The 23,227-nt window shown below is 72.7% G+C and carries 21 protein-coding genes; 10 read left to right on the top strand and 11 right to left on the bottom strand.

All coding sequences use genetic code 11. From position 1 onward, the window contains the following. Positions 1-9 precede the first annotated feature (9 nt). The 3 genes from kynU (at position 10) to K1X13_RS16015 (ending at position 3,317) form a co-directional block, all read left to right on the top strand. Entirely contained in the window at positions 10-1,254 is a 1,245-nt protein-coding gene (gene kynU / locus K1X13_RS16025; protein WP_221026155.1) for a kynureninase, read from the top strand. A 115-nt stretch (positions 1,255-1,369) separates the two neighbouring features. Beyond that, positions 1,370-1,879: a SigE family RNA polymerase sigma factor gene (locus tag K1X13_RS16020; protein ID WP_221026154.1), complete on the top strand. Its 510-nt coding sequence runs from the start codon at positions 1,370-1,372 to the stop codon at positions 1,877-1,879. Continuing rightward, positions 1,872-3,317 (top strand): hypothetical protein, encoded by a 1,446-nt coding sequence (locus K1X13_RS16015; RefSeq protein ID WP_221026153.1) that lies wholly within the window; start codon positions 1,872-1,874, stop codon positions 3,315-3,317. The genes K1X13_RS16020 and K1X13_RS16015 overlap by 8 nt, the downstream gene beginning before the upstream one ends. A 63-nt stretch (positions 3,318-3,380) precedes the next feature. Here K1X13_RS16015 and sucD read toward each other — a convergent pair whose 3' ends face one another. From sucD to K1X13_RS16000, 3 genes are all read right to left on the bottom strand, one after another. Beyond that, a complete protein-coding gene (sucD, locus tag K1X13_RS16010) occupies positions 3,381-4,265 on the bottom strand; it encodes a succinate--CoA ligase subunit alpha (protein ID WP_221026152.1) in 885 nt (294 codons plus the stop codon). 12 nt (positions 4,266-4,277) lie between these two features. Beyond that, a complete protein-coding gene (gene sucC / locus K1X13_RS16005; protein WP_221026151.1) occupies positions 4,278-5,441 on the bottom strand; it encodes an ADP-forming succinate--CoA ligase subunit beta in 1,164 nt (387 codons plus the stop codon). A 102-nt stretch (positions 5,442-5,543) separates the two neighbouring features. After that, entirely contained in the window at positions 5,544-6,596 is a 1,053-nt protein-coding gene (locus K1X13_RS16000; RefSeq protein WP_221026150.1) for an NAD-dependent epimerase/dehydratase family protein, read from the bottom strand. A gap of 169 nt (positions 6,597-6,765) precedes the next feature. On the opposite strand from K1X13_RS16000, the gene K1X13_RS15995 reads away from it, so the two are divergent. Next, on the top strand, positions 6,766-8,610 hold the full coding sequence (locus tag K1X13_RS15995) for an alpha/beta fold hydrolase (RefSeq protein ID WP_221026149.1): 1,845 nt from the start codon (positions 6,766-6,768) through the stop codon (positions 8,608-8,610). A 9-nt stretch (positions 8,611-8,619) separates the two neighbouring features. Here the strand turns inward: K1X13_RS15995 and icmB are convergent, their stop codons facing one another. After that, positions 8,620-9,033 (bottom strand): coenzyme B12-dependent isobutyryl CoA mutase small subunit, encoded by a 414-nt coding sequence (gene icmB, locus K1X13_RS15990; RefSeq protein WP_221026148.1) that lies wholly within the window; start codon positions 9,031-9,033, stop codon positions 8,620-8,622. A 412-nt stretch (positions 9,034-9,445) separates the two neighbouring features. On the opposite strand from icmB, the gene K1X13_RS15985 reads away from it, so the two are divergent. Continuing rightward, the gene (locus tag K1X13_RS15985; RefSeq protein ID WP_221026147.1) at positions 9,446-10,360 is read left to right on the top strand and encodes a M23 family metallopeptidase; all 915 of its coding nucleotides are present in this window, start codon (positions 9,446-9,448) and stop codon (positions 10,358-10,360) included. Between the two features lie 68 nt (positions 10,361-10,428). On the opposite strand, the gene pcrA is transcribed toward K1X13_RS15985, so the two are convergent. The 4 genes from pcrA to K1X13_RS15965 all read right to left on the bottom strand — a co-directional run bounded on the left by pcrA (position 10,429) and on the right by K1X13_RS15965 (position 15,293). Continuing rightward, positions 10,429-12,852, bottom strand: coding sequence for a DNA helicase PcrA (pcrA, locus tag K1X13_RS15980; RefSeq protein ID WP_221026146.1), 2,424 nt, complete (start codon positions 12,850-12,852; stop codon positions 10,429-10,431). An 83-nt stretch (positions 12,853-12,935) separates the two neighbouring features. After that, positions 12,936-13,292 (bottom strand): hypothetical protein, encoded by a 357-nt coding sequence (locus tag K1X13_RS15975; protein ID WP_221026145.1) that lies wholly within the window; start codon positions 13,290-13,292, stop codon positions 12,936-12,938. A gap of 61 nt (positions 13,293-13,353) precedes the next feature. Next, positions 13,354-14,007: a response regulator gene (locus K1X13_RS15970; protein WP_221026144.1), complete on the bottom strand. Its 654-nt coding sequence runs from the start codon at positions 14,005-14,007 to the stop codon at positions 13,354-13,356. After that, positions 14,004-15,293 (bottom strand): ATP-binding protein, encoded by a 1,290-nt coding sequence (locus K1X13_RS15965; protein WP_221026143.1) that lies wholly within the window; start codon positions 15,291-15,293, stop codon positions 14,004-14,006. The genes K1X13_RS15970 and K1X13_RS15965 overlap by 4 nt, the downstream gene beginning before the upstream one ends. A 169-nt stretch (positions 15,294-15,462) precedes the next feature. Between K1X13_RS15965 and K1X13_RS15960 the strand changes: the two genes are divergently transcribed. From K1X13_RS15960 to K1X13_RS15950, 3 genes are read left to right on the top strand one after another with little or no spacing between them, the layout of a single operon-like run. Next, the gene (locus K1X13_RS15960) at positions 15,463-16,668 is read left to right on the top strand and encodes a PspC domain-containing protein (RefSeq protein WP_221026142.1); all 1,206 of its coding nucleotides are present in this window, start codon (positions 15,463-15,465) and stop codon (positions 16,666-16,668) included. Next, a complete protein-coding gene (locus K1X13_RS15955; RefSeq protein ID WP_221026141.1) occupies positions 16,665-16,970 on the top strand; it encodes a hypothetical protein in 306 nt (101 codons plus the stop codon). Before K1X13_RS15960 ends, K1X13_RS15955 begins: the two co-directional genes overlap by 4 nt. Beyond that, positions 16,967-17,203, top strand: coding sequence for a PspC domain-containing protein (locus tag K1X13_RS15950; protein WP_221026140.1), 237 nt, complete (start codon positions 16,967-16,969; stop codon positions 17,201-17,203). Before K1X13_RS15955 ends, K1X13_RS15950 begins: the two co-directional genes overlap by 4 nt. A gap of 97 nt (positions 17,204-17,300) precedes the next feature. On the opposite strand, the gene K1X13_RS15945 is transcribed toward K1X13_RS15950, so the two are convergent. Continuing rightward, positions 17,301-18,431: a glycerophosphodiester phosphodiesterase gene (locus K1X13_RS15945; protein WP_221026139.1), complete on the bottom strand. Its 1,131-nt coding sequence runs from the start codon at positions 18,429-18,431 to the stop codon at positions 17,301-17,303. Positions 18,432-18,593: 162 nt separating this feature from the next. Here K1X13_RS15945 and K1X13_RS15940 point away from each other — a divergent pair, with 162 nt between their 5' ends. Next, positions 18,594-20,303 (top strand): ABC transporter ATP-binding protein, encoded by a 1,710-nt coding sequence (locus tag K1X13_RS15940; protein ID WP_221026138.1) that lies wholly within the window; start codon positions 18,594-18,596, stop codon positions 20,301-20,303. Next, positions 20,300-22,057: an ABC transporter ATP-binding protein gene (locus K1X13_RS15935; RefSeq protein WP_221026137.1), complete on the top strand. Its 1,758-nt coding sequence runs from the start codon at positions 20,300-20,302 to the stop codon at positions 22,055-22,057. Before K1X13_RS15940 ends, K1X13_RS15935 begins: the two co-directional genes overlap by 4 nt. A gap of 19 nt (positions 22,058-22,076) precedes the next feature. On the opposite strand, the gene K1X13_RS15930 is transcribed toward K1X13_RS15935, so the two are convergent. Beyond that, positions 22,077-22,490, bottom strand: a complete 414-nt coding sequence (locus tag K1X13_RS15930) for a RidA family protein (RefSeq protein WP_221026136.1) — start codon at positions 22,488-22,490, stop codon at positions 22,077-22,079. Continuing rightward, positions 22,487-23,161, bottom strand: a complete 675-nt coding sequence (gene npdG / locus K1X13_RS15925; RefSeq protein ID WP_221026135.1) for an NADPH-dependent F420 reductase — start codon at positions 23,159-23,161, stop codon at positions 22,487-22,489. Before npdG ends, K1X13_RS15930 begins: the two co-directional genes overlap by 4 nt. Positions 23,162-23,227: the final 66 nt, after the last annotated feature.

Below are 23,227 nucleotides of genomic sequence, written 5' to 3'. Positions count from 1 at the left end.
AGTCGGCTCATGCCTGCACTCCCCGCCCACCTCGACCGCGACGTCGCCCTCGCCCGTGACCGGGCGAACCCGCTGCGTGACCGCCGCGACCTGTTCCTGCTGCCCGAGGGCACCGTCTACCTCGACGGGAACTCCCTCGGCGCCCTGCCCCGGGCGGTCCCGGAGCGGCTCCAGGAGACGGTGACCGCGGAGTGGGGGCGCGACCTCATCTCGTCGTGGAACACCGCGGACTGGATCAACCTCCCCCGCCGGGTCGGCGCCCGGATCGGCGGCATCCTCGGGGTGTCCGGCGAGGACGTCTGGGTCAGCGACAGCACCAGTGTCAGCCTGTTCAAGACGATGGTGGCGGCCTGCCGGCTCCGGCCGGGACGCCGGGCGATCGTGCTGGAACGGGCGACCTTCCCCACCGACGGCTACATCGCGGCGAGCGTGGCCAGGATGCTCGACCTCGAGCTGCGCTGGTGCGACTCGGCCGACCCCGTCGCGGCCATCGACGAGGACGCCGCGCTGGTCTCCCTGACCCACGTCGACTTCCGCACCGGCGAGATGCTCGACCTGCCCGGGGTCACCCGCGCCGCCCACGACGCCGGCGCGCTGGTCCTCTGGGACCTCTGCCACTCGACGGGCGCGGTCCCGGTCGACCTGGTCGGGCCCGGCGTCGACTTCGCGGTGGGCTGCACCTACAAGTACCTCAACGGCGGGCCCGGCTCGCCGGCGTTCATGTACGTCGCCCCGCGGCTCCAGGCCGACCTCGACCAGCCCCTCTCGGGGTGGATGGGCCACGCCCGCCCGTTCGACATGGAGCTCGGCTACGAGCCGGTCGCCGGCGTCGGCCGCCTCGCCTCGGGGACCCCGCCGGTGCTGGCGCTCAGCGCGCTCGAGGCCGCCCTCGGCGTCTTCGAGGGGGTCGACCCGGCCGAGCTGCGCGCGGCGTCGCTGTCGCTGACCGACTACTTCATCGAGCTGGTCGACGTACGACTCGGCGGCGCCCTCGAGGTGGTCACGCCCCGCGAGCACGCCCGGCGCGGAAGCCAGGTCTCGCTGCGCCACCCCGACGCGTACGGCATCGTGCAGGCCCTGCTCGCCCGCCGGGTGGTCGGCGACTTCCGCACGCCCGACGTGGCCCGCTTCGGCTTCGCCCCGCTCTACGTCACCCACGCCGACGTGTACGACGCCGTGGACCACCTAGTCGCGGTGATGGCGGAGGAGGAGTTCCGGCGGCCGGAGTACGCCACCCGGAACGTCGTGACCTGACCGTGACGAATCCGGGTGCAACCGGACGCCTCGCCGGGGCGTAGAACCAGGGCAGGGCGGCCCACGGCACGGCACGTTCTGTCGGGCAGCACCACGACGACTACGGGGGTAGTACATGGATGCGGAGGAGTTCGACAGCTTCTACACCGCGTCCTTCAGCCGGCTGGTGGGACAGATCCACGCGATGATCGGTGACCGCGACGAGGCGCAGGAGTGCGTCCAGGAGGCGTTCGTCCGGGCGTGGTCACACCGTCGCCAGCTGGAGAAGGCACACGCACCCGAGGCCTGGGTGCGCACCACGGCGTACCGCCTCGCGGTGAGCAGATGGCGGCGCACGGTCCGCGCTCGCCGCGACCCCGACCGGGCGCTCCAGCGCCGCGAGAGCGCAGCCGAGCTCAGCCCCGACCACGTCGCCCTGGTCCATGCCCTGCGCGAGCTCCCCGAGGCCCAGCGCCGGGCGATCGTGCTCCACCACATGTGCGACCTGCCCGTCGTCGAGGTCGCCGCCGAGACCGGCGTACCCGTCGGCACCGTCAAGGCCCGCCTCAGCCGCGGCCGCACCGCCCTCATGTCGCTGCTCGGCGACGGCCCCGCCGACGACCTGGAAGGAGTGAGCCATGCGTGACCCCCTCGACGAGCTGAAGAACCTCAGCGGCAACCTGGACGCACGCCCGCTGCCACCGGCAGAGGTCCGCCGCCGCGGCAACCGGATGCGCCGGCGCCGCACCGCCTTCCAGGCAGTCGGTGCCGCCGCAGCCGTCGCCGTCATCGCCTCCGGCGGTGCGTTCGTGACCGGCAACCTGACCAGCGCCGAGCCTCCTGTAGGCCCTGCCATGTCGACGTCCCCGTCGCCGTCTCCGTCGGCCTCTGCCTCGGCGGCTCCGGCGGTCCAGAGCGAGATCCCCGAGGACTTCCCGGTCGCCCAGGACATCGACGCCCCCGAAGGGGTGGACTCCACCGACCTCCTCCGCGACGACGCCACCGACCAGTCCTGGTACGGCCTGCCGTGCTCGGCCCCCGGACAGGAGGTCACGTTCCCCGGGGACGACCGGCGCACCGCCGCCCGCCGCGTCTGGGTCGAGGGTGACTTCTGGGGCAAGAGCCGGCAGCTGTTCGTCTACGAGGACCACGTGGCCGCCGACCGCGCTCTCACCGCGCTCAAGAAGGCGGCCGATGCCTGCCTAGGGGCTGACACACCTCCCGGCGCTCAGCCGATGGACTGGAACTACGAGTGGTCCCCCGGCAACGAGACCACGCCCTCCTGGCTGATCGCCCAGGGCTCCACCATCGCCGACGGCTCCCACCCGTTCTTCGTCGACCTCACCGTCACCCAGGTCGGCCGGTCGGTGTTCGTCTCGCGGTCCGGACGGAGCCAGAAGGAGCGCCTGCCCTGGCAGCGGCTCGAGGACTCCCACGAGGCGGTGCTGCGCGCAGCGTGGTGCCTGTGGATGGAGGGCCCGTGCGGGAGCGTGACCCCCGAGGAGTCGGCGTCGTTCGACAAGGAGACGATCGCCCGCGGGCTGCCGAACCCCGGCGGCGACGTGCCGGAGTGGACGTGGACCGAGGATGACCCGCTGTCCGCGGTCGCCTGCGGCGGTCCCGAGAACCTGCCCAGCCAGCCGACGGCCAGCTTCCGCGTCGAGGTATCACCTCCGGACGAGAACGCCTGGCGGCACCTGCTGGTGTTCGGGACCGAGCAGGCGGCGTCCGACGCCCTGAGGCAGCTGCGATCCTCGGCGGTCGTCTGCAACGAGATCCTCGGCACGTCGGCGGACGACCCCACCGACCCCTCGGAGATGCGCTGGTCGCTGGAGGAGTACGACGGCTCGCCCGCCGTCCTGGGGATCGACGGCCTGGTGTACGCCGACGACACGGACACGCGCGTCCCGGGCCGGACGCTGACCCGAGTCGTCCAGGTCGGCCGTGCCCTGCTCGTCGCCCAGCTCTCCGACTCCTCGTCCGCGGCAGGTGAGGACGCGGCCGCCGCGAAGCTCAACGCCGATGTCGCGAGCATCGCCGGGGAGATGTGCGTCTTCGCCGACGGGTCGTGCGAGGCCGGCTGACGGCGAAGGCCGCCGCACCCCGAGGGGTACGGCGGCCTTCGTACGTCTCCTGGCCCGGACGGGTCAGAGGTTCTGCAGGATCTCCCGCATCAGCTGCGCGGTCTCGGACGGCGTCTTGCCGACCCTGACCCCGGCGGCCTCGAGGGCCTCCTTCTTGGCCTGCGCGGTGCCCGACGAGCCGGACACGATGGCGCCGGCGTGGCCCATGGTCTTGCCCTCGGGGGCGGTGAACCCGGCGACGTAGCCGACCACCGGCTTGGTCACGTTGTCCTTGATGTACGCCGCGGCACGCTCCTCGGCGTCGCCGCCGATCTCGCCGATCATCACGATCGCGTCGGTCTCCGGGTCGTCCTGGAACGCCTGGAGGCAGTCGATGTGCGTCGTACCGATGATCGGGTCGCCGCCGATGCCCACGGCGGAGGAGAAGCCGAAGTCACGCAGCTCGTACATCATCTGGTAGGTCAGCGTGCCGGACTTCGACACGAGGCCCACGCGGCCGCCCTTGGAGATGTCGGCGGGGATGATGCCGGCGTTGGACTTGCCGGGGCTGATCAGGCCCGGGCAGTTGGGGCCGATGACCCGGGTGGTGCCCTTGGCCTGTGCGTAGGCGAAGAGCTCCGCGGTGTCGTGCACCGGGACGCCCTCGGTGATCACGACGACGAGCGGCATGCCCGCGTCGACGGCCTCGACCACGGCGCCCTTGGTGCCGGCCGGCGGCACGAAGACCACCGACACGTCGGCGCCGGTCTTCTCCATGGCCTCGGCGACGGAGCCGAAGACCGGGACGGCGGTGCCGTCGAAGTCGATCTCCTGGCCGGCCTTCTTCGGGTTCACGCCACCGACGATGCTCGTGCCCGAGGCGATCATCCGGCGGGTGTGCTTCTGACCCTCCGAGCCGGTCATGCCCTGGACGATGACCTTGCTGTTCTCGTTGAGGAAAATTGCCATCTCTTCAGACCTCTACTTCGCTGCCAGCTCGGCGGCGCGGTCGGCCGCACCGTCCATCGTGTCGACCAACGTCACCAGCGGGTGGTTGGCGTCGTCGAGGATCCGGCGACCCTCCTCCACGTTGTTGCCGTCGAGGCGGACCACGAGCGGCTTGTTCGCCTCGTCGCCGAGCAGCTCGAGCGCGTGCACGATGCCGTTCGCGACCGCGTCGCAGGCGGTGATCCCGCCGAAGACGTTGACGAACACGCTCTTGACCTGCGGGTCGCCCAGGATGATGTGGAGACCGTTCGCCATCACCTCGGCGGAGGCGCCGCCCCCGATGTCGAGGAAGTTGGCCGGCTTGACGCCCGAGTGGGCCTCACCGGCGTAGGCGACGACGTCGAGGGTGGACATGACCAGGCCCGCGCCGTTGCCGATGATCCCGACCTCGCCGTCGAGCTTGACGTAGTTGAGGCCCTTCTCCTTGGCCTGCGCCTCGAGCGGGTCGGCGGCGGCCTTGTCCTCGAACTGCGCGTGGTCGGGGTGGCGGAAGTCGGCGTTCTCGTCGAGGGTGACCTTGCCGTCGAGCGCCTCGAGGTGCCCATCGCCCAGCCGGACCAGGGGGTTCACCTCGACCAGCGAGGCGTCCTCCTCGATGAAGACCTTCCACAGCTTCTTGACGACGTCCTTCGCCTCGTCGGCGACCTCCGCCGGGAAGCGGGTCGCGGCGACGATCTCGGCGGCCTTGGCGTCGTCGACACCGGTACCCGGGTCGATGGAGACCTTCGCGACGGCGTCGGGGTTGGTCCTCGCGACCTCCTCGATCTCGACACCACCCTCGATGCTCGCGATGCACAGGTAGTTGCGGTTCGCCCGGTCGACGAGGAAGGAGAAGTAGTACTCCTCCGCGATGTCGGCGGTCGGGGCGATGAGGACCCGGTGGACCGTGTGGCCCTTGATGTCCATGCCGAGGATGTCGTTCGCGCGGGCCACGGCCTCGTCGGGGTCCTCGGCCAGCTTCACGCCACCGGCCTTGCCCCGTCCGCCGATCTTCACCTGCGCCTTGACGACGACCCTGCCACCGTTGGCTTCGGCGGCCGCGGCGGCGTCGTCCGCCTTCTCGACCACAGTGCCGAGGGTGACCGGCACGTCATGCTTCGCGAAGAGCTCCTTCGCTTGGTACTCCATCAGGTCCACGGTTCAGCCCGTCCTATCGGTTCTTCCGGCCTGCAAGCTTGCCTGGGCATTTGCACCGCCGACACTAGACCTGTAACCCCCGTCACGACCACGTAGGGTCCGTCACACCGGCACCTCGCCACGTCCGCGCTCACCGCGCGGGCCGAGCGCCTTCCCCGCGTACCTCGCGGGCATCCGGCCGGACTCCACCAGCCACACGACGGTGTCGCGGACCGTCCTGTCGAAGGGTGCCGGCGCCACGCCCAGCTCGGTCCGGGCCGGCCCGTCGTCGACCCGGGTGTCGCGGACGGCGAGCACCACGCCCTCGAGGTCGGTCGGCATGTGCAGCCGGCCGGGCAGCCGGCGCTGGACCGCCTCGACCGCGCCGATCGCCGGGACCACCACCCGTTCGGGAAGCTCCACGTGCGGCAGCCGCCGGCCGGTGACCTCCGTGAGCGTTGAGTAGAGCAGGTCGCCCGTGCCGTGGTGGCCGGGGACCACGTACCGGCGCGGGCCGCGGCCGGGCCGGAGGACCGCCACGACGGTGTCCGCCACCGTGCGTACGTCGACCACGTGGGTGCCGCCGCGGGGCCACAGCGGGAGCCGTCCGAGCAGCTGCCAGCGCAGCCGCTCCCCCTGGTCGCCGCGGTAGGGGTCGTGCGGGCCCAGCACGCCGCCGGGGTAGACGGTCACGACCGGGGCGCCGCCGTCCTGGAGCCGGCGCGCGACCACCTCGGAGGCGATCTTCGACGCGGTGTAGGGCATCGTCACGTCGCCGAGCGGGAGGTCGGGGCCGCTGCCGCCGCGCCGGGTGAGGGCCACCGTGCTGGACACGTGCACCACCGGGTCCAGGCCGCGCTCGACGGCCCGGGTCAGCACGAGCTCGGCGGCCCGCTCGTTGGTGCGGCGCATCTCGTCGGCACGCCGCGCGTCGAGGGAGTACACGGCGGCGGCGTGGACCACCGCGTCGCAGCCGTCGAGCGCGCGGTCGACCGCGTCCGGGTCCAGGACGTCGCCCTCGACCAGGTCGTCCACCCGCACGCCCCAGGGGGACAGCGACGCCGGCACCTGGGCGGGCCGCCGTACCAGGAGGCGGACGTCGTGCCCCGCCCCGACCAGCCCCGCGGTGACACCCGCGCCGACGAACCCGGTTCCTCCGGTGACCATGACCTTCATGGGCCTCGTTGTACCGCGAGCGGGGTGGGTGCGCCAGTCAGCCGGCCCGCTCCACCACGTCCCGTCCCCCGGTGCCCCGGGCGTTGCGCGACCGGTCCCGGCGGCGCGACGTACCTCCAGCGCGGCTGGCTCGTTGGAGGTGTGACTCCGCACACGAGATGGGAATCACATGAAACGCCGACCCACCGCCGCCCTGGCCGCGGGCGCCCTCGCCCTCACGACGCTCACGATCGCCGCGCCCGGCCTGCCCGGCGCGCAGGCGGTCATCGACTCCACGCCGGGCTACTCGCTGCGCCACCTCAGCGTCGACGTGCTCGTCGGCCCCGACGGCGACCAGCCCTGCACGATCTCGGCCGACCTCTACCGCCCCGACGGCGCGACCGCACGGCGCCGCGTCCCCGCGATCCTCACCACGCACGGCTTCGGCGGGAACAAGGCGGACGGCAACCAGAAGGCGATCGCCCGGGGCTTCGTCCGCGAGGGCTACGCCGTGCTGTCCTACTCCGGCCTCGGGTTCGGCGGGTCCGGCTGCAAGATCCACCTCGACGACCCCGCGTGGGACGGCCGCGCGGGCCGCCAGCTGGTCAGCGTCCTGGCCGGCAAGCGGACGTTCACCTGGTCCGACACCGGGCGCGCCGGCCGCGTCCGCTACGTCGCACAGGAGCGACCCGGCGACCCCCGCGTGGGGATGATCGGCGGGTCGTACGGCGGCCAGATCCAGTACGCCGTGGCCATGCAGGACCGGCGGGTCGACGCGCTGATCCCGATCATCACCTGGAACGACCTCTCCTACTCCCTGGCCCCGAACAACACCGACCTCGCCCGCGGCGTCACCTACCGGACCCCGGGCGTCCACAAGCGGCAGTGGACCGACCTGTTCTTCGGCGCCGGCGTGATCGACGGCGTCGACGACGCGACGGTCGACCCGGCGCGCAACGTGGGCTGCCCCAACTTCACCGACGAGGCGTGCGCGGCGGTGGCCGAGCTGCACACCCTCGGGTACCCCGGCAGCACGACGCTCGACCTCGCGCGGCAAGCCTCGGTGGCGTCGTACGCCTCCCGCGTGAAGGCGCCGACGCTGGTCGTGCAGGGCCAGAAGGACACCCTGTTCAACCTGCAGGAGGCGGTGGCGACCTACCGCGCCCTGCGCGCCCAGGGCACCGAGGCGCGGATGGTGTGGCAGTCCTGGGGCCACTCCGGAGGGTCGCCGGCGCCCGGCGAGCTCGACCTCGGCGCCCGGTCGCTCGACGACTCCTACCTCGGCCGCCGCTTCCTGGACTGGATGGACCGGCACGTGCGCGGTGACCGTACGGCGCCCGCGGGCCCCCGCTTCGAGTACTTCCGCGACTGGGTCCGCTACGACACCTCCGCCGGCGTCGCGGGGCGGGCCGTGGCCCGGGCCTACGCGCGGCGCCCGTCGTTCTCCCAGCGGCCCACCGCGTCGCTGTGGTTCACCGGCGACGACCGGCTCACGCCGGCCGCGTCGCGGGTCAGGCCGGGCTCGCAGCAGTACGCCAACGCGCCGGGGGCGCCCACGTCGTACTCCGAGACCTCCGGCGTCGAGGGCAACCAGGTGAACCAGCCCGTCTCCGACGTGCCGGGCACCTTCGCCGCGTTCACCAGCCGGCCGCTGGCCGCGCCGGCGGACCTGGTCGGGTCACCGACGCTCACGCTGCGGCTCGACGCCCCGCTCGCGGCGGGCACCCAGGACGGCGGTCCGGCGGGCCAGCTGATCCTGTTCGCCAAGGTGTACGACGTGGCGCCCGACGGGACGCCCACGCTGAAGAACCGGCTCGTCTCCCCGGTCCGGGTGTCCGACGTGACGAGGCCGGTGCGGGTGCAGCTGCCGGGCGTGGTGCACCGGTTCGCGCAGGGTCACCGCATCCAGGTGGTGGTGGCGGCCAGCGACGCGGCGTACGCGAACAACCCGACGGTGCAGCCGGTCACGGTCACGACCAGCCCCGCACGCCCGAGCGTGCTGCGGCTCCCGCTGAGCGGGGACCTGCGCTTCTAGGCCTGCGGCTCAGGCGTCCACGCCGGAGGTGTCGGCGACGTTGTCCTTGATCCACGCCACGATCTCGGTCGTCGTCGCACCCGGCGTGAACACCTTGGCGACCCCGGCCTGCTCGAGCAGCGGGATGTCGTCCTCGGGGATGATGCCGCCGCCGAACACGACGATGTCGCCGGCGTCGCGAGCCTCGAGAAGGTCAACGACCTTCTTGAACAGCGTCATGTGCGCGCCGGAGAGAACCGAGAGGCCGATCACGTCGGCGTCCTCCTGGATCGCGGTCTCCACGATCTGCTCGGGCGTCTGGTGCAGCCCCGTGTAGATGACCTCGTTGCCGGCGTCACGGAGCGCGCGGGCAACCACCTTCGCGCCCCGGTCGTGCCCGTCGAGCCCGGGCTTGGCCACCACGATCCGGATCGGAGCCACCATGAAGCTGCCACCACCTTGAAGTCCCTCTGCGCGTGCTGCAGAGACGAGGAAGAAGTACGGTCACGTGCTGGGCGCAGAGTAACCGACCGGGCGCCGTCGCAGACTAGACCGGTGTTTCGGCGCCGTAACCACGGGCAGCCTGGAACGTTGGAAAGTACCCGGGGGATTGCCGACCAAACCCTCCCGGTCGGTGTGACTTGATCCACATGTAGTGTGACTCGTCGCGTATCGCCATCATTTGTCCCCTATGGTGGTGCGCTGCGTGTCAATCGACGATTGGAACCGATTCGTGGCGAACCACCGGGCTGAGAAGCACACCGCTTCTCGCGTCGACCGCACGCCAGGCAAGCGCAAGGCCGTCAAACCCACCCGGGCACAGCGCAGGCAGTCCCCGCTCTCACTACCCCCGCACGTGGCACCCATCGTGGTCGAGAAGACCGCCGACGCCCCCACCCCGCAGGCCCCCCAGACTCCTGCCCCCGCCGCGAGCGCGTTCGAGCGGCCGGCCCGCCAGGCCCCGCGGCCGACGGCCAAGATCTCCCAGGGCCCCCACGTCGGTGGGCGCAAGGCTCTGTTCCCGCTGCTCCCCTCCGCGCCCACCGCGGTGGGCGCGGCCGCCCTGCTGCTGGCCGCCACCGGCGCGGTGACGATCGGCAGCGGCGCCGAGGAGGAGATCACCGCCACGGCGACGACCGCCCCCAAGCTCTACACCCACGCCTCCGCCCTCACCGGCACCAGCGCGGACCTCTCCAGCAACACCGCCGACGTCCGGGAGCGCGCGGTCAGCCGCGACTCCCAGCGCGAGGCGCTCGAGGACGCCGCCGCCGAGGAGCTCCAGGCCGCAGCCGAGGCTCAGGCCGAGGAGCGCAACGCCGCCCTCGCCCAGCTCGCCGCGAGCGCCGAGAAGCAGGCCAGCAAGATCGCCGCCAACGCCTGGTCGCTGCCGGTCTCCGGCTACACGCTCACCGCGCAGTTCGGCTACTCCAGCGGCCTGTGGGCGAGCACGCACACCGGCCTCGACTTCGCCGCGCCGTCCGGCACCCCGGTGATGGCGGTCGCCAACGCCACGGTCACCTCGACCGACTGGGCCGGCGCCTACGGCAACCGCATCGTGCTGACCCACGAGGACGGCACCGAGACGTGGTACTGCCACCTCACCTCGTTCAACGTCTCCCCCGGCGACACCGTCAACGGCGGTGACCAGATCGGCACCGTGGGCTCCACCGGCAACTCGACCGGCTCGCACCTCCACCTCGAGGTCCGTCCGGGCGCCGGCGACGCGGTCGACCCGTACGCCGCGCTGGTCGCGCACGGCCTCCAGCCCTGACCTGCCGGGTCCCGAGCGGGTCCCCGGCCCGCCGTCCTGCCGGGTGGGCCCCCTGCCGTGGGCTGCGGTCAGAGCTTCTCGACCGGTGCGTAGCGCAGCAGCAGCCGCTTGACGCCCTCGGAGCCGAAGTCGATCGAGGCCACCGCGTTGTCTCCGGCGCCGTCGAGGGACACCACGGTGCCCATGCCGAAGCTGTCGTGCAGCACCCGGTCGCCCGGGTCGAGCGAGGGGATCTCGCGCGTGCCCTTCGCCTTCGCGGCGGAGTCGGCCCGGATCGCGGCGGTGCCGAACCTCCGGGTCACGCCGCCGGCGTTGCGCTGCGGGAGCGACGGCATGACCGGCCGGTTCCACGAGGTCTGTGCGGCCTCGGTACGGCGCCAGTCCACGAGGTCCACCGGCAGCTCGTCGACGAACCGCGACGCCGGGTTGTGCGCGGGCGCACCCCAGGCCGAGCGGACGACGGCCCGTGACACGTAGAGCCGCTCCCGGGCCCGGGTGAGACCGACGTACGCCAGCCGGCGCTCCTCCTCGAGCTCGGTCTGGTCCCCGAGCGAGCGCATGTGCGGGAACACGCCGTCCTCGAGCCCGGTCAGGAAGACCACCGGGAACTCCAGGCCCTTCGCGGTGTGCAGGGTCATCAGGGTGACCACGCCGTTGTCGTCGCCGCCCTCGGGCTGGTCGGGGATCTGGTCGGAGTCGGCCACCAGCGCGACCCGTTCCAGGAAGTCGCCGAGCCCGGGCGGCGGCGCGTCGGTGTCGGCCGGGTCGACCGAGGGGCCCGACACGGGCTCGTCGGCGAACTCGCGGGCCACCGCGACGAGCTCGGCGAGGTTCTCCACGCGGGTCTCGTCCTGCGGGTCGTCGGAGTCCTCGAGCTCCTTGAGGTAGCCGCTGCGGGCGAGCACCTGCTCGAGGACGACGTCCGCCCGCTCCCCCGCGTCGACCATCGACTGCAGCTCGTCGACCATGTCGACGAACGCCCGGATGCTGTTGAGCGAGCGGCTGGCGATGCCCGGCGCCTCCTCCGCGCGGCGCAGCGCGTCCCAGAAGGTGAGCCGTTCGCGCTGGGCGAGCGCCTCGACGCAGGCCTCGGCCCGGTCGCCGATGCCCCGCTTGGGGACGTTGAGGATCCGGCGCAGCGAGATCTCGTCGGCCGGGTTCACGAGCATCCGCAGGTAGGCCAGCGCGTCGCGGACCTCCTTGCGCTCGTAGAAGCGCACCCCGCCGACGACCTTGTAGGGCATGCCGACCCGGATGAAGACCTCTTCGAACACACGGGACTGCGCGTTGGTCCGGTAGAACACCGCGACGTCGCCGGGCTTCGCCTTGGCCGCGTCGGTGAGCTTGTCGATCTCCTCGGAGACGAAGCGGGCCTCGTCGTGCTCGTCGTCGGCGACGTACCCGGTGATCTTGTCGCCGTCGCCGGCGTCGGACCACAGGTTCTTCGGCTTGCGCCCCTTGTTGCGGCTGATCACGGAGTTCGCCGCGTTGAGGATGGTCTGCGTCGAGCGGTAGTTCTGCTCGAGCAGGATGGAGCGCGCGTTCGGGAAGTCCTCCTCGAACTGGAGGATGTTGCGGATGTTCGCGCCGCGGAACGCGTAGATCGACTGGTCGGCGTCACCGACCACCATCAGCTCCGAGGGCTCGACCCGGTCGGCGCCACCGGTCTCCGCGCCCGGCTCGTCGGCGCACAGCTCCCGGACGAGGGCGTACTGCGCGTGGTTGGTGTCCTGGTACTCGTCGACGAGCACGTGCCGGAAGCGCCGGCGGTAGGTCTCGCGCACCTCCGGGAAGGCCTGCAGCAGGTGCACCGTGGTCATGATCAGGTCGTCGAAGTCGAGGGCGTTCGCCTCGCGCAGCCGCCGCTGGTAGATCGTGTAGGCCTCGGCGTACGTCTCCTCGAGGTGGTTCTTGGCGTTCGCCGTCGCCTTCTCCTCGTCGACCAGCTCGTTCTTCTGGGTCGAGACCCAGTTGAGCACCGCGCGCGGCTGGTAACGCTTCGGGTCGAGGTCGAGGTCGCGCAGCACCAGCGTCATGAGCCGCTTGGAGTCGGCGGCGTCGTAGATGGAGAACGACGACTTGTAGCCGAACTTGTCGATCTCCTTGCGCAGGATGCGCACGCACGCGGAGTGGAAGGTCGAGACCCACATGATCCGGGCGCGGCGGCCGACGAGGTCCTCGACGCGCTCGCGCATCTCCGCGGCGGCCTTGTTGGTGAACGTGATCGCGAGGATCGAGCCGGGGTGCGCCTTGCGCTCCGAGATCAGCCACGCGATCCGCCGGGTCAGCACCCGCGTCTTGCCCGAACCCGCGCCCGCCACGACCAGCAGCGGCGAGCCGGCGTGCACCACCGCGGCGCGCTGCGGTTCGTTGAGCCCGTCGAGCAGCTCCTCGGGGGAAGGGGTACGGCGGCCCCGCCCCTGTCCCGGGTGCGGGGTGTCCTGCGAGGAGGTGGGGTCGACGGCCTGGGGGATGGGGAACAGCGCACTCATGTCGCGACCAGCCTACGTCCCGGCGCCGACAGCGTGGCAGCGCCGCGGCGTCCCGGACGCCCCGGGGCGTGCCCTGGGACGGCTCAGCCGTGGACGGGAGCCCAGAACACGGCGAGGCCGACGTTGAGCAGGGTGAGCAGCATCATCCCGAGGTACAGGCCACCGGGGAGCGACGTCTTCTTGCGGTTCGCCACGGCGAGCACGGTCACCACGAGCGCGACGGCCAGCTTGACGCCGATCTTGACGTTGTTCACCGTCTCGTCGGAGCCCTCGAGCACGCCGACGAGCAGCAGCCCGGTGACCAGCGCGGTCAGCGCGCCGTGCAGCACGGCGTTGTTGACCACGCGCGGCTCCGCCTTGATCTGCACGAACAGGCCGCCGAAGAGCGAGGCGAAGCCGACGAGGTGGAGGAAGAGGAGCACCAGCCGCAGGGTTTCCATGCGCACAATCTAGGCGATTCGCTCGAGGGCACGACGGACGCCTCGCAGGACGCGACCGGGATCAGAGGAGGCGGCGCTCCGACGCCCACCGGGTCAGCTCGTGCCGTGAGGACAGCTGGAGCTTGCGCAGCACGCTCGACACGTGGGTCTCCACGGTCTTCACCGAGATGAACAGCTCCCCGGCGACCTCCTTGTACGCGTAGCCGCGGGCGATCAGCCGCATCACCTCGCGCTCCCGCTCGGTGAGCCGGTCGAGGTCCTCGTCGACCTGCGCCACCGCGATCGAGCCGGCGAACGCGTCGAGCACGAACCCGGCCAGCCGGGGTGAGAACACCGCGTCCCCGTCGGCGACCCGGTCGATCGCGCTGACCAGCTCGGGACCGGTGATGGTCTTGGTGACGTAGCCACGGGCTCCCCCGCGGATCGTCCCGATCACGTCCTCGGCGGCGTCGGAGACGCTCAGCGCGAGGAACCGGGTCTCCGGCACCCGGGTGGCCACCCGGCGCATCACCTCGACCCCGCCGCCGCCGGGCAGGTGCACGTCGAGCAGCACCACGTCCGGGCGGAGCGCGAGCACGGCGCCCACCGCGGTGTCCACGTCGGCCGCCTCCCCCAGCACCTCGACGTGGTCGGCGAGCTCGGCGCGGACCCCGGTCCGGAACATCGCGTGGTCGTCGACGATCACCACGGTGCGTCGTCCCTCGGGCGTGGTCATCGGCTCTCCTCGTTCCTCGTGGTCATCGACAGGTGCACCTCGGTGCCCTCGCCCGGCGCCGTGCGTACGTCGGCGTTCCCGCCGTGTCGGAGCATCCTGTCCTCGATGCTGTTGCGCACCCCGAGGCGGTCGCCGGGGACCGCCCCGCGGTCGAACCCGACGCCGCGGTCGCGGACGAAGACCTCCAGGGTGGTCGGCCCCGCCTCGGCGTAGACGTCGACCTGCGCGGCGCCCGAGTGCCGCGCGGCATTCACCATCGCCTCGCGCGCGGCGAGCACCAGCGGCCGCGCCCGCTCCCCGAGGGGTACGTCGCCGACGGTCACCACCTCGACCGGCACGCCGTGCGCGTCCTCGACCTCGGCGGCGGCCCGGCGCAGGGCGCCCGCGACGGAGGTGTCCGCCGCATCCACGTCGCCGTACAGCCAGGTCCGCAGATCGCGCTCCTGCGCCCGGGCGATCCGGGTCACCGTGCGGCCGTCGTCGGCGTGCTTCTGGATCAGCGCCAGCGTCTGGAGCACCGAGTCGTGCAGGTGCGCGGCCACGTCCGCCCGCTCCTGGCTGCGCACCCGCTCCGCGCGCTCCTCGGAGAGGTCGCCGGCGAGCCGGAACAGCCACGGGCCCACGGTGAGGGCGAGGCCGGCCACGCCGAGCGCCCCGGCGACCAGCACCTCGCGGGCGACGCCGGCCTGGCCGCTCTGCGCGGCGAACAGCACGAGCGCCGACAGCAGCAGCCCGACCCCCGCGGCGAGCCGGGCCCACGACGCCACTCCCCCGCGGCCGACGACGGCGCGCAGCGGGTCGATCCGCCCGGTCGCGTCCGCCCAGCGCTCGCGCTGCGCCTCGTCGGCCTGGCGCCACAGCACGGCCAGGCCGAGCAGGCCGAGCAGCAGGGGCCAGAACAGCACGGTGCTGCCGACGACGCTCTGCACCAGGACGACCACACCGAGCGCGACGGCCGCCAGCGCGACGAGCGGACCGACGTCCTCGAGCCGGGACGCGGTGGTCGGCCGCCGGCCCTGGCGCGAGGCCGCCTCCAGCCCGGGAGCGGCCGCGGCGAACCGGGCGTCGGTGGGCAGGATCATCCAGAGGCCGGCGTACACCGCCACGCCGAGCCCGCCGAGCGCCGAGGCGACCACGAAGGCGCCGCGGACCAGCATCACGTCCACGCCCAGGTGGTCGGCGAGGCCGGCGCACACCCCGCCGAGCAGGCGGTCTCCGGTGCTCCGGGTGGCCCGGCGGGGCTGGTAGGTCGCGGCCGCCGTGGCGGCACTGTGCTGTGGCTTCATGGTCGCCTCAATCGTCACACAGCGGGTCAGCACCGACCATGAGTTTCGACCCTGACACGACCCTGAGAACCACCCTGACCCGCACCGCCCGCGACAGGGGTCGAACGGCTCCCTGAACCAGGGCTCTCCCCCATAGTGCCGACACCCCGCGAGGGCGCAGGATCGAGGCATGACAGAAGCACCCCAGCAGCGGGTCGCCACCGAGCACCTGCGTGACTACAGCCAGCTGCGCCGCAGCCTGACGGACCGGAAGATCGCCGGCGTCGCGGGCGGCCTCGGCCGGCACCTGAACATCGACCCCACGGTCATCCGCGTCATCCTCGTCGTCCTCTGCTTCTTCGGCGGCGCAGGCTTCCTGCTGTACGGCGCCGCCTGGCTGCTCGTGCCGGAGGAGGGCAAGGACGAGGCGGTGATCTCGACCAGCCCGAGCACCCGCAACGCGCTGCTCATCGCCGCCGCCGTGGTCGCGGCCTTGCTGCTCATCGGCGACAGCTGGGGTGGCTTCGGCTTCCCGTGGCCGCTGGTGCTCGTGGGCCTGGTCGTCCTGCTCGTCCTCACCTTCCGGGAGAAGCCCATGTCCGACCAGACCCCTGCGGGTCCGCCCGCCGGGAGCCCCCCGCCGTCCGGTGGGACCGGTGTGATCGCGCCCGGCGCCGGTGGCACCACGCCCACCGGGCCCACCGACGACACCACCGTGTTCGGCGCCGAGCCGCCGGCGCCCCCGTGGCTGCCGCCCGCGGGCCCCACCTACCCGTCGCCGGCTCCCCCGGCGCACCGCGGACCGAAGCTGTTCTGGGTCACCCTGGCCCTGGTGGCGGTCGCACTCGGCACGCTCGGCCTCGTCGAGGTGGCCGGCGCCGACGTCCCCGACGCGGCGTACCCGGCGCTGGCCCTCACCGTCATCGGCGCGATGCTCGTGCTCGGCGCCTGGGTCGGCCGCGCCGGCGGCCTGATCCTCCTCGGCGTCGTCGCCGCGCTGGCCCTGGCCGCCGCCTCGGTCGCCGAGCCGCGGTTCGGCGGGGACCGCCGGACCGTCGAGGACCCGGTCACCGCGATGCGGGTGGAGGACCGCTACTTCGTCCCGGCCGGCAGCATCCTGCTGGACATGAGCAACATCCACGACATCGCGCGGCTCGAGGGCCGGACCATCGAGGTCGAGGCGAGGGCCGGTGACCTCACCGTGGTCCTGCCCGAGGGGGTGGACGCGGTGGTCGACGCCGACATCGCGGTCGCCGGCGAGGCGAACATCGACGGCGAGGTGTTCGACGGCACCAACGTACACGTGCAGCGCGAGATCGACGGCGGAGCCGACGCCCCGGAGATCGAGCTCAAGATGGACCTGGTCGTCGGCAGCATCGAAGTGAGGCAGCCGTGAACGAGCACACCACCCACCGGGTCACCCACCCGCTCAACGTCAGCTACCTGGTCATGGGCCTGGTCTTCCTCGGCATCGCGGGCTCCTGGGCCCTGCGCGAGGCGGGCGTGGTCGACCTCGGCGAGGTCCGCTGGCTGCTCCCGATGACCCTCGTGGTCGCCGGCGTCATCGGCCTCGGCGCCGCCGCGGCCAAGGGCCTCTCCGGCCGGAGCACCCCCACCGGGCCGGACACCACCGAGAGCCCCGCAGACGGCTCCACCGACACCTACCGCTACCCCACCGACGAAGGAGACCTCCGATGACCGAGAACACCCCCACTCCCCCGACCGGCGGCAACCCGCCCGCGGCGGGCCCGAGGCGCCTGGTGCGCAGCCGGGACGACCGCTGGGTCGCCGGGGTCTGCGGCGGCGTGGCGAAGTACTTCGGCGTGGACTCGAACCTGGTCCGGCTGGTCGTGGTGATCGGCACGATCATCGGGTTCGGCTCGCTGCTCCTCGCCTACCTCGTCGCCTGGGTGCTGATGCCCGAGGAGTGACCGGCCCGGTGCCGGCGGTCCCGGCCCGCGACACAGGTGTACGACGGCCCCCGCGTCCAGCAGGACGCGGGGGCCGTTCACGTGCGTTTCGAGTGGCTCAGCCGGCGAGCGCCCGCTGCTCCGCGAACCATGCCTCGCGGGCCGCGACCGCGGTGTCGGAGTAGTCGGAGAACACCCCGTCGACCCCGGCGTCGAAGAACGCGGCGTACTCCGCGAACGCGTCGCCCTTGGCGTTCGGGTCGCTGCCGATCCAGAAGTCCCTGGCCATGAAACGGTTCTCGTCGCGCATCGTCCAGACGTGGACGTCGAGGCCCGCGTCGTGGGCGTCGTCGACGACCGACGACGGCCGGGTCAGGTAGCCCTCCGCGTCCCGCGGCAGCACGATGTCCTTGTTGGCGCCGACCGAGTCGGCGTACGTCGCGATCTCCCGCAGCCCCTCGCGCGTGACGAGGTCGGCGTAGGTCCGGGGGTCGCCGGCGGCCTGCAGGTCGTACGGCGCCCCGGCGGCGTCGACGAGCTGGACCAGCGGCACCCGCACCGTGTCGGCGAGCTCGCGCAGGTTGCCGGTCTCGAAGGACTGGATGTAGACCCGCGCGTTCGGCCGGTTCAGGTGGTGGCGCTGCAGCGCCTCGACCAGCGGCTCCTCGAGGGACAGGCCGACCGAGTCGAAGTAGGTGGGGTGCTTGGTCTCGGGGTAGACCCCGACGACCTCGCCGCGACGGCGGCTCTCGCGGGCGACCAGGTCGAGCACCTCGTCGAAGGTGGGTACCTGGTAGCGGCCGTCGTACCGGGTGTTCCCCGGACGTACGTCGGGCAGCCGCTCCTCGGCGCGCAGCGTCTTGAGCTCGGCGAGGGTGAAGTCCTCGGTGAACCAGCCGGTGACCTCGTGACCATCGACGACCTTCGTGGTCCTCCGGTCGGCGAACTCCGGGTGGTCGGCGACGTCCGTCGTACCGGAGATCTCGTTCTCGTGGCGGGCGACGAGGACACCGTCCTTGGTGGAGACCAGGTCCGGCTCGACGTAGTCCGCGCCCATCTGGATCGCGAGCTTGTAGGCCGCGAGCGTGTGCTCGGGCCGGTAGCCGCTCGCGCCGCGGTGGGCGATCACGAGCGGCTCGTCGACGCCGGCGTCCGCGGCCGGGACGGCCGGGGAGGTCCCGGCGGCGGAGGCGGGTGCGGTGAGGCTTCCGGTGAGGGTCACCGAGGAGGCGAGTACGGATGCGGCCATGAGGAGTACCCCTTGCTGGAGCCGACCTGAGGTCCCGGGTTCGAACATGGGACCGACACAACCCGGACGACGTGTCACGGACCCCAAAGGCGGGTGAACGGGGAGCGACGCCCCACCGAAAACCGGTGGCCCTCGATGTGTCCCGATACGTACCGTTGGCGGGTGCGACACCTTCCGCTCGACCACCCCGGCACCGCCGACCACCGCAGCCCGATGCGGTTCCTGTGGTGGCTGATCACCGGTCAGTGGCACACCATGCTGCTCGGCATGTTCTTCGGGATCGTGTGGATGGTCTCCCAGGCCGTGATGCCCGCGATGATCGGTCTCGCGATCGACCAGGGCGTCGCGGCGAAGGACACCGGCATGCTGGTGAAGTGGACCGCGGTCATGCTCGGGATCGGGCTGGTGCAGGCCGTCGCCGGGATCATGCGTCACCGGTTCGCGGTGACCAACTGGCTCACCGCCGCCTACCGCACCGTGCAGCTCGTCGCCCGGCAGGCCACCCACCTCGGCGCCACCCTGCCCAAGCGGGTCGCGACCGGCGAGGTGGTCGCGATCGGCACCAACGACCTCTCGCACCTCGGCAACGCGATGGACGTGACCGCCCGCGCGGCCGGCGCGGTGGTGTCGTTCCTGGTCGTCGCGGTGATCCTGCTGCGCACGTCGGTGACGCTCGGGCTCCTGGTGCTCCTCGGGGTGCCGCTGCTGCTGCTCGCGATCGGCCCGCTGCTCAAGCCGCTGCAGAGGCGCAACATGGCGCAGCGGGAGATGATGGGCGAGCTGTCCAACCTCGCCACCGACATCGTCGGCGGGCTGCGGGTGCTGCGCGGCATCGGCGGCGAGGCGGTCTTCCACGACCGCTACGTGCGCGACTCCCAGAAGGTCCGCGAGGCCGGGGTCCAGGTCGGCCGGCTCCAGTCGGTGCTCGACGCCCTGCAGATCTTCCTGCCCGGTGTCTTCGTGGTCCTCGTGGTCTGGATCGGCGCCCGCTTCGCGGTCGAGGGCCGGATCACCGCCGGCGAGCTGGTCGCCTTCTACGGCTACGCCGCCTTCCTGATGATCCCGCTGCGCACGGCCACCGAGTTCGCGAACAAGTGGATCCGCGCCTTCGTCGCCGCCCGCCGGGTGATCCGGGTGCTCGCGCTCGAGCCCGAGGTGGTCGACCCGGACACGTCGTACGACGAGCCGCCGGTCGGCGCCGAGCTGGTCGACGTACGCAGCGGGCTGCGGGTCCCGCACGGCTGCCTGACCGCGGTCGTCTCGGACCCGCCCGACGACAGCGCCGCCGTCGCGGACCGGCTCGGCCGTTACGCGGAGGGGGAGGTGCTCTGGGGCGGGGTGCCGCTCGACATGCTCGACCGGGCGGTCGTACGGCGCCGGATCGTCGTGTCCGACACCGGCAGCACGCTGTTCTCCGGCCGGCTCGACGAGCAGCTCGACATCCACGACCGGGGACCGGAGGCGGTGGCCCGCGCCCTGCGCACCGCGTCCGCGGAGGACGTCCTCGAGGCGCTCCCCGAGGGCATGCACGCCCTGGTCACCGAGCGCGGCCGGTCGTTCTCCGGCGGCCAGCGGCAGCGGCTCGTGCTGGCCCGCGCGCTCGCGGCCGACCCCGAGATCCTGGTCCTGGTCGAGCCGACGTCGGCCGTCGACGCGCACACAGAGGCCCGGGTCGCGGACCGGCTGCGCGAGCACCGCGCCGGCCGCACGACCGTGGTCACCACGTCGAGCCCGCTGCTGCTCGACCGGGTGGACCACGTGGCGTTCCTGCGCGACGGGGCGGTGGTCGCGTTCGGCGCGCACCGCGACCTGCTGCGCGACGTGCCGGAGTACCGCTCCGTGGTGACCCGCGAGGAGGAGGCGACCGTATGAGCACCTCGAGCCAGCAGGTCCTGCCGGTGGCCACGACCCGGCAGGTGGGCCGCTACGCGGTGGCCCTGCTGCGCCAGTACCCGCGCGCCGTCTGGCTCGCGGCGGGCCTGCACGGCGCGGCGGCGCTCGCGGCGCTCGCCGGCCCGCGGCTGCTCGGCAACCTCGTCGAGGCCGTGGAGACCGGCACCACCGTCGGCGAGGTCGACCGGACCATCACGCTGCTCGCGCTGTTCCTGGTGCTGCAGACCGTGCTCACCCGCTACGCGCGCTACGTCTCGTTCACCCTCGGCGAGCGGGTGCTCGCCGAGCTCCGCGAGGACTTCGTCGAGAACACGCTGGCGCTGCCGGTGGGCGTGGTGGAGAGCGCCGGCAGCGGCGACCTGCTCACCCGCACCTCCCGCGACGTCGAGCAGCTCGGCTGGTCGGTGCGCTGGGCGCTGCCGGAGTGGAGCATCGCCGTGCTCACCGCGGTGATGACCTTCAGCGCCGCGCTGCTCGTCGGCTGGTGGGTGGCGATCCCGTGCCTGCTCGGCATCCCACCGCTGGTGGTCGGCCTGCGCTGGTACCTGCGCCGCGCCAAGGACGGCTACCTGCGCGAGAACGCCTCCTACTCCGCGATCAACGCCTCGCTCACCGAGACCGTCGAGGGCGCCCGGACCGTCGAGGCGCTCGACCTCGGGCGCAAGCGCGTGGCAAGGATCGACGGGGACATCGCCGAGTCGTACGCCGCGGAGAAGTACACGCTCTACCTGCGCACGGTGTTCTTCCCGAGCGTCGAGGTGGCCTACCTGATCCCGACGGTGGCCACCCTGCTGTTCGGCGGCTACCTGTACACCCAGGGGTCGGTGTCGCTCGGCGACGTGACCGCGGCGACGCTCTACGTGCAGATGCTGATCGACCCGGTCGACCGGATCGTCAGCATCCTCGACGAGCTCCAGGTCGGCGCGGCGTCGCTGGCCCGGCTGCTGGGGGTGGCGCACGTCCCCGACGACCGCGTGGCCACCGGGCGGGTCCCCGACGGGGAGCGGATCGAGGCCGAGGACGTGCGGTTCTCGTACGTCGACGGGCGCGACGTGCTGCACGGGGTCGACCTGTCCGTCGGGGTCGGCGAGCGGATCGCGATGGTCGGCCCCTCCGGCGCCGGGAAGTCCACCCTCGGGCGGCTCCTGGCCGGCATCCACCCGCCGCGCACCGGTGCGGTCACGGTGGGCGGGGTGGGCCTGACCGAGCTGCCGATCACCGACCTGCGCGGGCACGTCGCCCTGGTCACCCAGGAGCACCACGTCTTCGTCGGCACGATCCGGGAGAACCTCGCGCTCGCCATCGACGACGTCGCGAGCGACGAGCGGCTGCTCGCGGCGCTCGAGGCGGTCGACGCCCGGGACTGGGTGACCGCCCTGCCACAGGGGCTCGACACGGTGGTCGGGTCGGGCGGGCGCACGCTCACGCCGCCGCAGGCCCAGCAGCTCGCGCTGGCCCGGCTGGTCCTCGCCGACCCGCACACGCTGGTGCTCGACGAGGCGACCTCGCTGATCGACCCCCGCGCCGCGCGTCACCTGGAGCGGTCGCTGGCCGCCGTACTCCACGGCCGCACCGTGATCGCGATCGCGCACCGGCTGTTCTCCGCGCACGACGCCGACCGGGTGGCGGTCGTCGAGGACGGCCGGATCAGCGAGTTCGGCTCCCACGACGAGCTCGTCAAGGAGGACGGGTCGTACGCCGCGCTCTGGTCCTCCTGGCACGGGACGAGCTGACCCGTCCGCCGAGCCGGGCTCAGGCCGGGTCGGTGACCGGCTGCACCGCGACGGCCTCGACCTCCACCAGCTGGCCGGGGTAGCCGAGCACGGTCACGCCGAGCAGCGTGCTCGGGGCGTCGTGGTCGCCGAGCTCCTCGCGCACCACGCCCCAGGCGGCGACCAGGTCGGCACGACGGCTCGACGCGACGTAGACCGTCGACTTGGCGACGTCGGCGAGCGTGCAGCCGGCCGCCTCGAGGGTGGTGCGCAGGTTGGCCATCACCTGGCGGGCCTGGCCGGGCACGTCTCCCTCGGCGACGACGTCGCCGGCCGCGTCGAGCGGGCAGGCACCGGCGGTGAAGACGGTCCGGCCGGGAGTGACGACGGTGGCGTAGGCGTAGGGGACCCGGTCGGTCAGCGACTCGGGGCGCACCAGCTCCAGGCGGCTCACTCGTGCGCGCCCGGCAGGCCGGAGATCGCGATGCCGGAGCGGGTCCGGTAGCGCTTGTTGATCGAGATGAGCACCGCCGTGAGCGGCTCGAGCTGCCGGGCGAGCCGGAGCTTCCCGGCGTCCACGCCGTCCCGTCCGGTGACGGTGCGGGCCAGCTCCACGGCCACCGCCTTGGCCTCGGCGTCGTCACCGCAGACCAGCACGTCCTCGTGCGAGAGGTACTCCTCCTCGCCCCACAGCGACACCGCGGAGACGTGGTGGAACGCGCCGACGAGCCGGGCCTCCGGCGCGAGCGCGGAGGCGGCCTCGGCGGCGCTCCGGCCGGGCACGTCGAGTCCGTAGGGCCCCTGCCGGTCGAAGCCGAGGGGGTTCACACAGCTGATCACGACCTTCCCCGCGAGCGAGGGGCCGAGCTCCTTCACGAGGGCGTCGTGCCCGTCGTACGGCACCGCCAGCAGGACCACGTCGCAGGCGGCGGCCGCCTCGGCGTTCGCCGCACCCGTCACCGCTGCGTCCGGGACGCGCCCGCGGATCTCGGCCGCGGCCTGCTCCGCCCGGTCGGCGTCTCGCGAGCCGAGGACGACGGTGTGCCCGTGCCGGGCGAACCGGTAGCCGAGCCCCTTGCCCTGCGGGCCGGTGCCCCCGATGACCGCGATCTGGTACGTCGTCACGTGCTCACTCCTCGCCTGGAACCTCGCGCCGTCCCTTGCCATGATGACAGCGGTACTGTCACGGTA

This window comes from Nocardioides jiangsuensis, assembly GCF_019679455.1.
In the GTDB taxonomy this organism is placed as follows: Bacteria; Actinomycetota; Actinomycetes; order Propionibacteriales; family Nocardioidaceae; genus Nocardioides_C; species Nocardioides_C jiangsuensis.
This window is presented reverse-complemented; position numbering and strand designations above follow the sequence as displayed.

What these genes read in the sequence shown, in the direction of transcription:
- kynU (WP_221026155.1), top strand. Translation starts at nt 10, where the DNA reads ATGCCTGCACTCCCCGCCCACCTCGACCGCGACGTCGCCCTCGCCCGT.
- K1X13_RS16020 (WP_221026154.1), top strand. Translation starts at nt 1,370, where the DNA reads ATGGATGCGGAGGAGTTCGACAGCTTCTACACCGCGTCCTTCAGCCGG.
- K1X13_RS16015 (WP_221026153.1), top strand. Translation starts at nt 1,872, where the DNA reads ATGCGTGACCCCCTCGACGAGCTGAAGAACCTCAGCGGCAACCTGGAC.
- sucD (WP_221026152.1), bottom strand. Translation starts at nt 4,265, where the DNA reads ATGGCAATTTTCCTCAACGAGAACAGCAAGGTCATCGTCCAGGGCATG.
- K1X13_RS16000 (WP_221026150.1), bottom strand. Translation starts at nt 6,596, where the DNA reads ATGAAGGTCATGGTCACCGGAGGAACCGGGTTCGTCGGCGCGGGTGTC.
- K1X13_RS15995 (WP_221026149.1), top strand. Translation starts at nt 6,766, where the DNA reads ATGAAACGCCGACCCACCGCCGCCCTGGCCGCGGGCGCCCTCGCCCTC.
- icmB (WP_221026148.1), bottom strand. Translation starts at nt 9,033, where the DNA reads ATGGTGGCTCCGATCCGGATCGTGGTGGCCAAGCCCGGGCTCGACGGG.
- pcrA (WP_221026146.1), bottom strand. Translation starts at nt 12,852, where the DNA reads ATGAGTGCGCTGTTCCCCATCCCCCAGGCCGTCGACCCCACCTCCTCG.
- K1X13_RS15975 (WP_221026145.1), bottom strand. Translation starts at nt 13,292, where the DNA reads ATGGAAACCCTGCGGCTGGTGCTCCTCTTCCTCCACCTCGTCGGCTTC.
- K1X13_RS15970 (WP_221026144.1), bottom strand. Translation starts at nt 14,007, where the DNA reads ATGACCACGCCCGAGGGACGACGCACCGTGGTGATCGTCGACGACCAC.
- K1X13_RS15965 (WP_221026143.1), bottom strand. Translation starts at nt 15,293, where the DNA reads ATGAAGCCACAGCACAGTGCCGCCACGGCGGCCGCGACCTACCAGCCC.
- K1X13_RS15960 (WP_221026142.1), top strand. Translation starts at nt 15,463, where the DNA reads ATGACAGAAGCACCCCAGCAGCGGGTCGCCACCGAGCACCTGCGTGAC.
- K1X13_RS15950 (WP_221026140.1), top strand. Translation starts at nt 16,967, where the DNA reads ATGACCGAGAACACCCCCACTCCCCCGACCGGCGGCAACCCGCCCGCG.
- K1X13_RS15945 (WP_221026139.1), bottom strand. Translation starts at nt 18,431, where the DNA reads ATGGCCGCATCCGTACTCGCCTCCTCGGTGACCCTCACCGGAAGCCTC.
- K1X13_RS15935 (WP_221026137.1), top strand. Translation starts at nt 20,300, where the DNA reads ATGAGCACCTCGAGCCAGCAGGTCCTGCCGGTGGCCACGACCCGGCAG.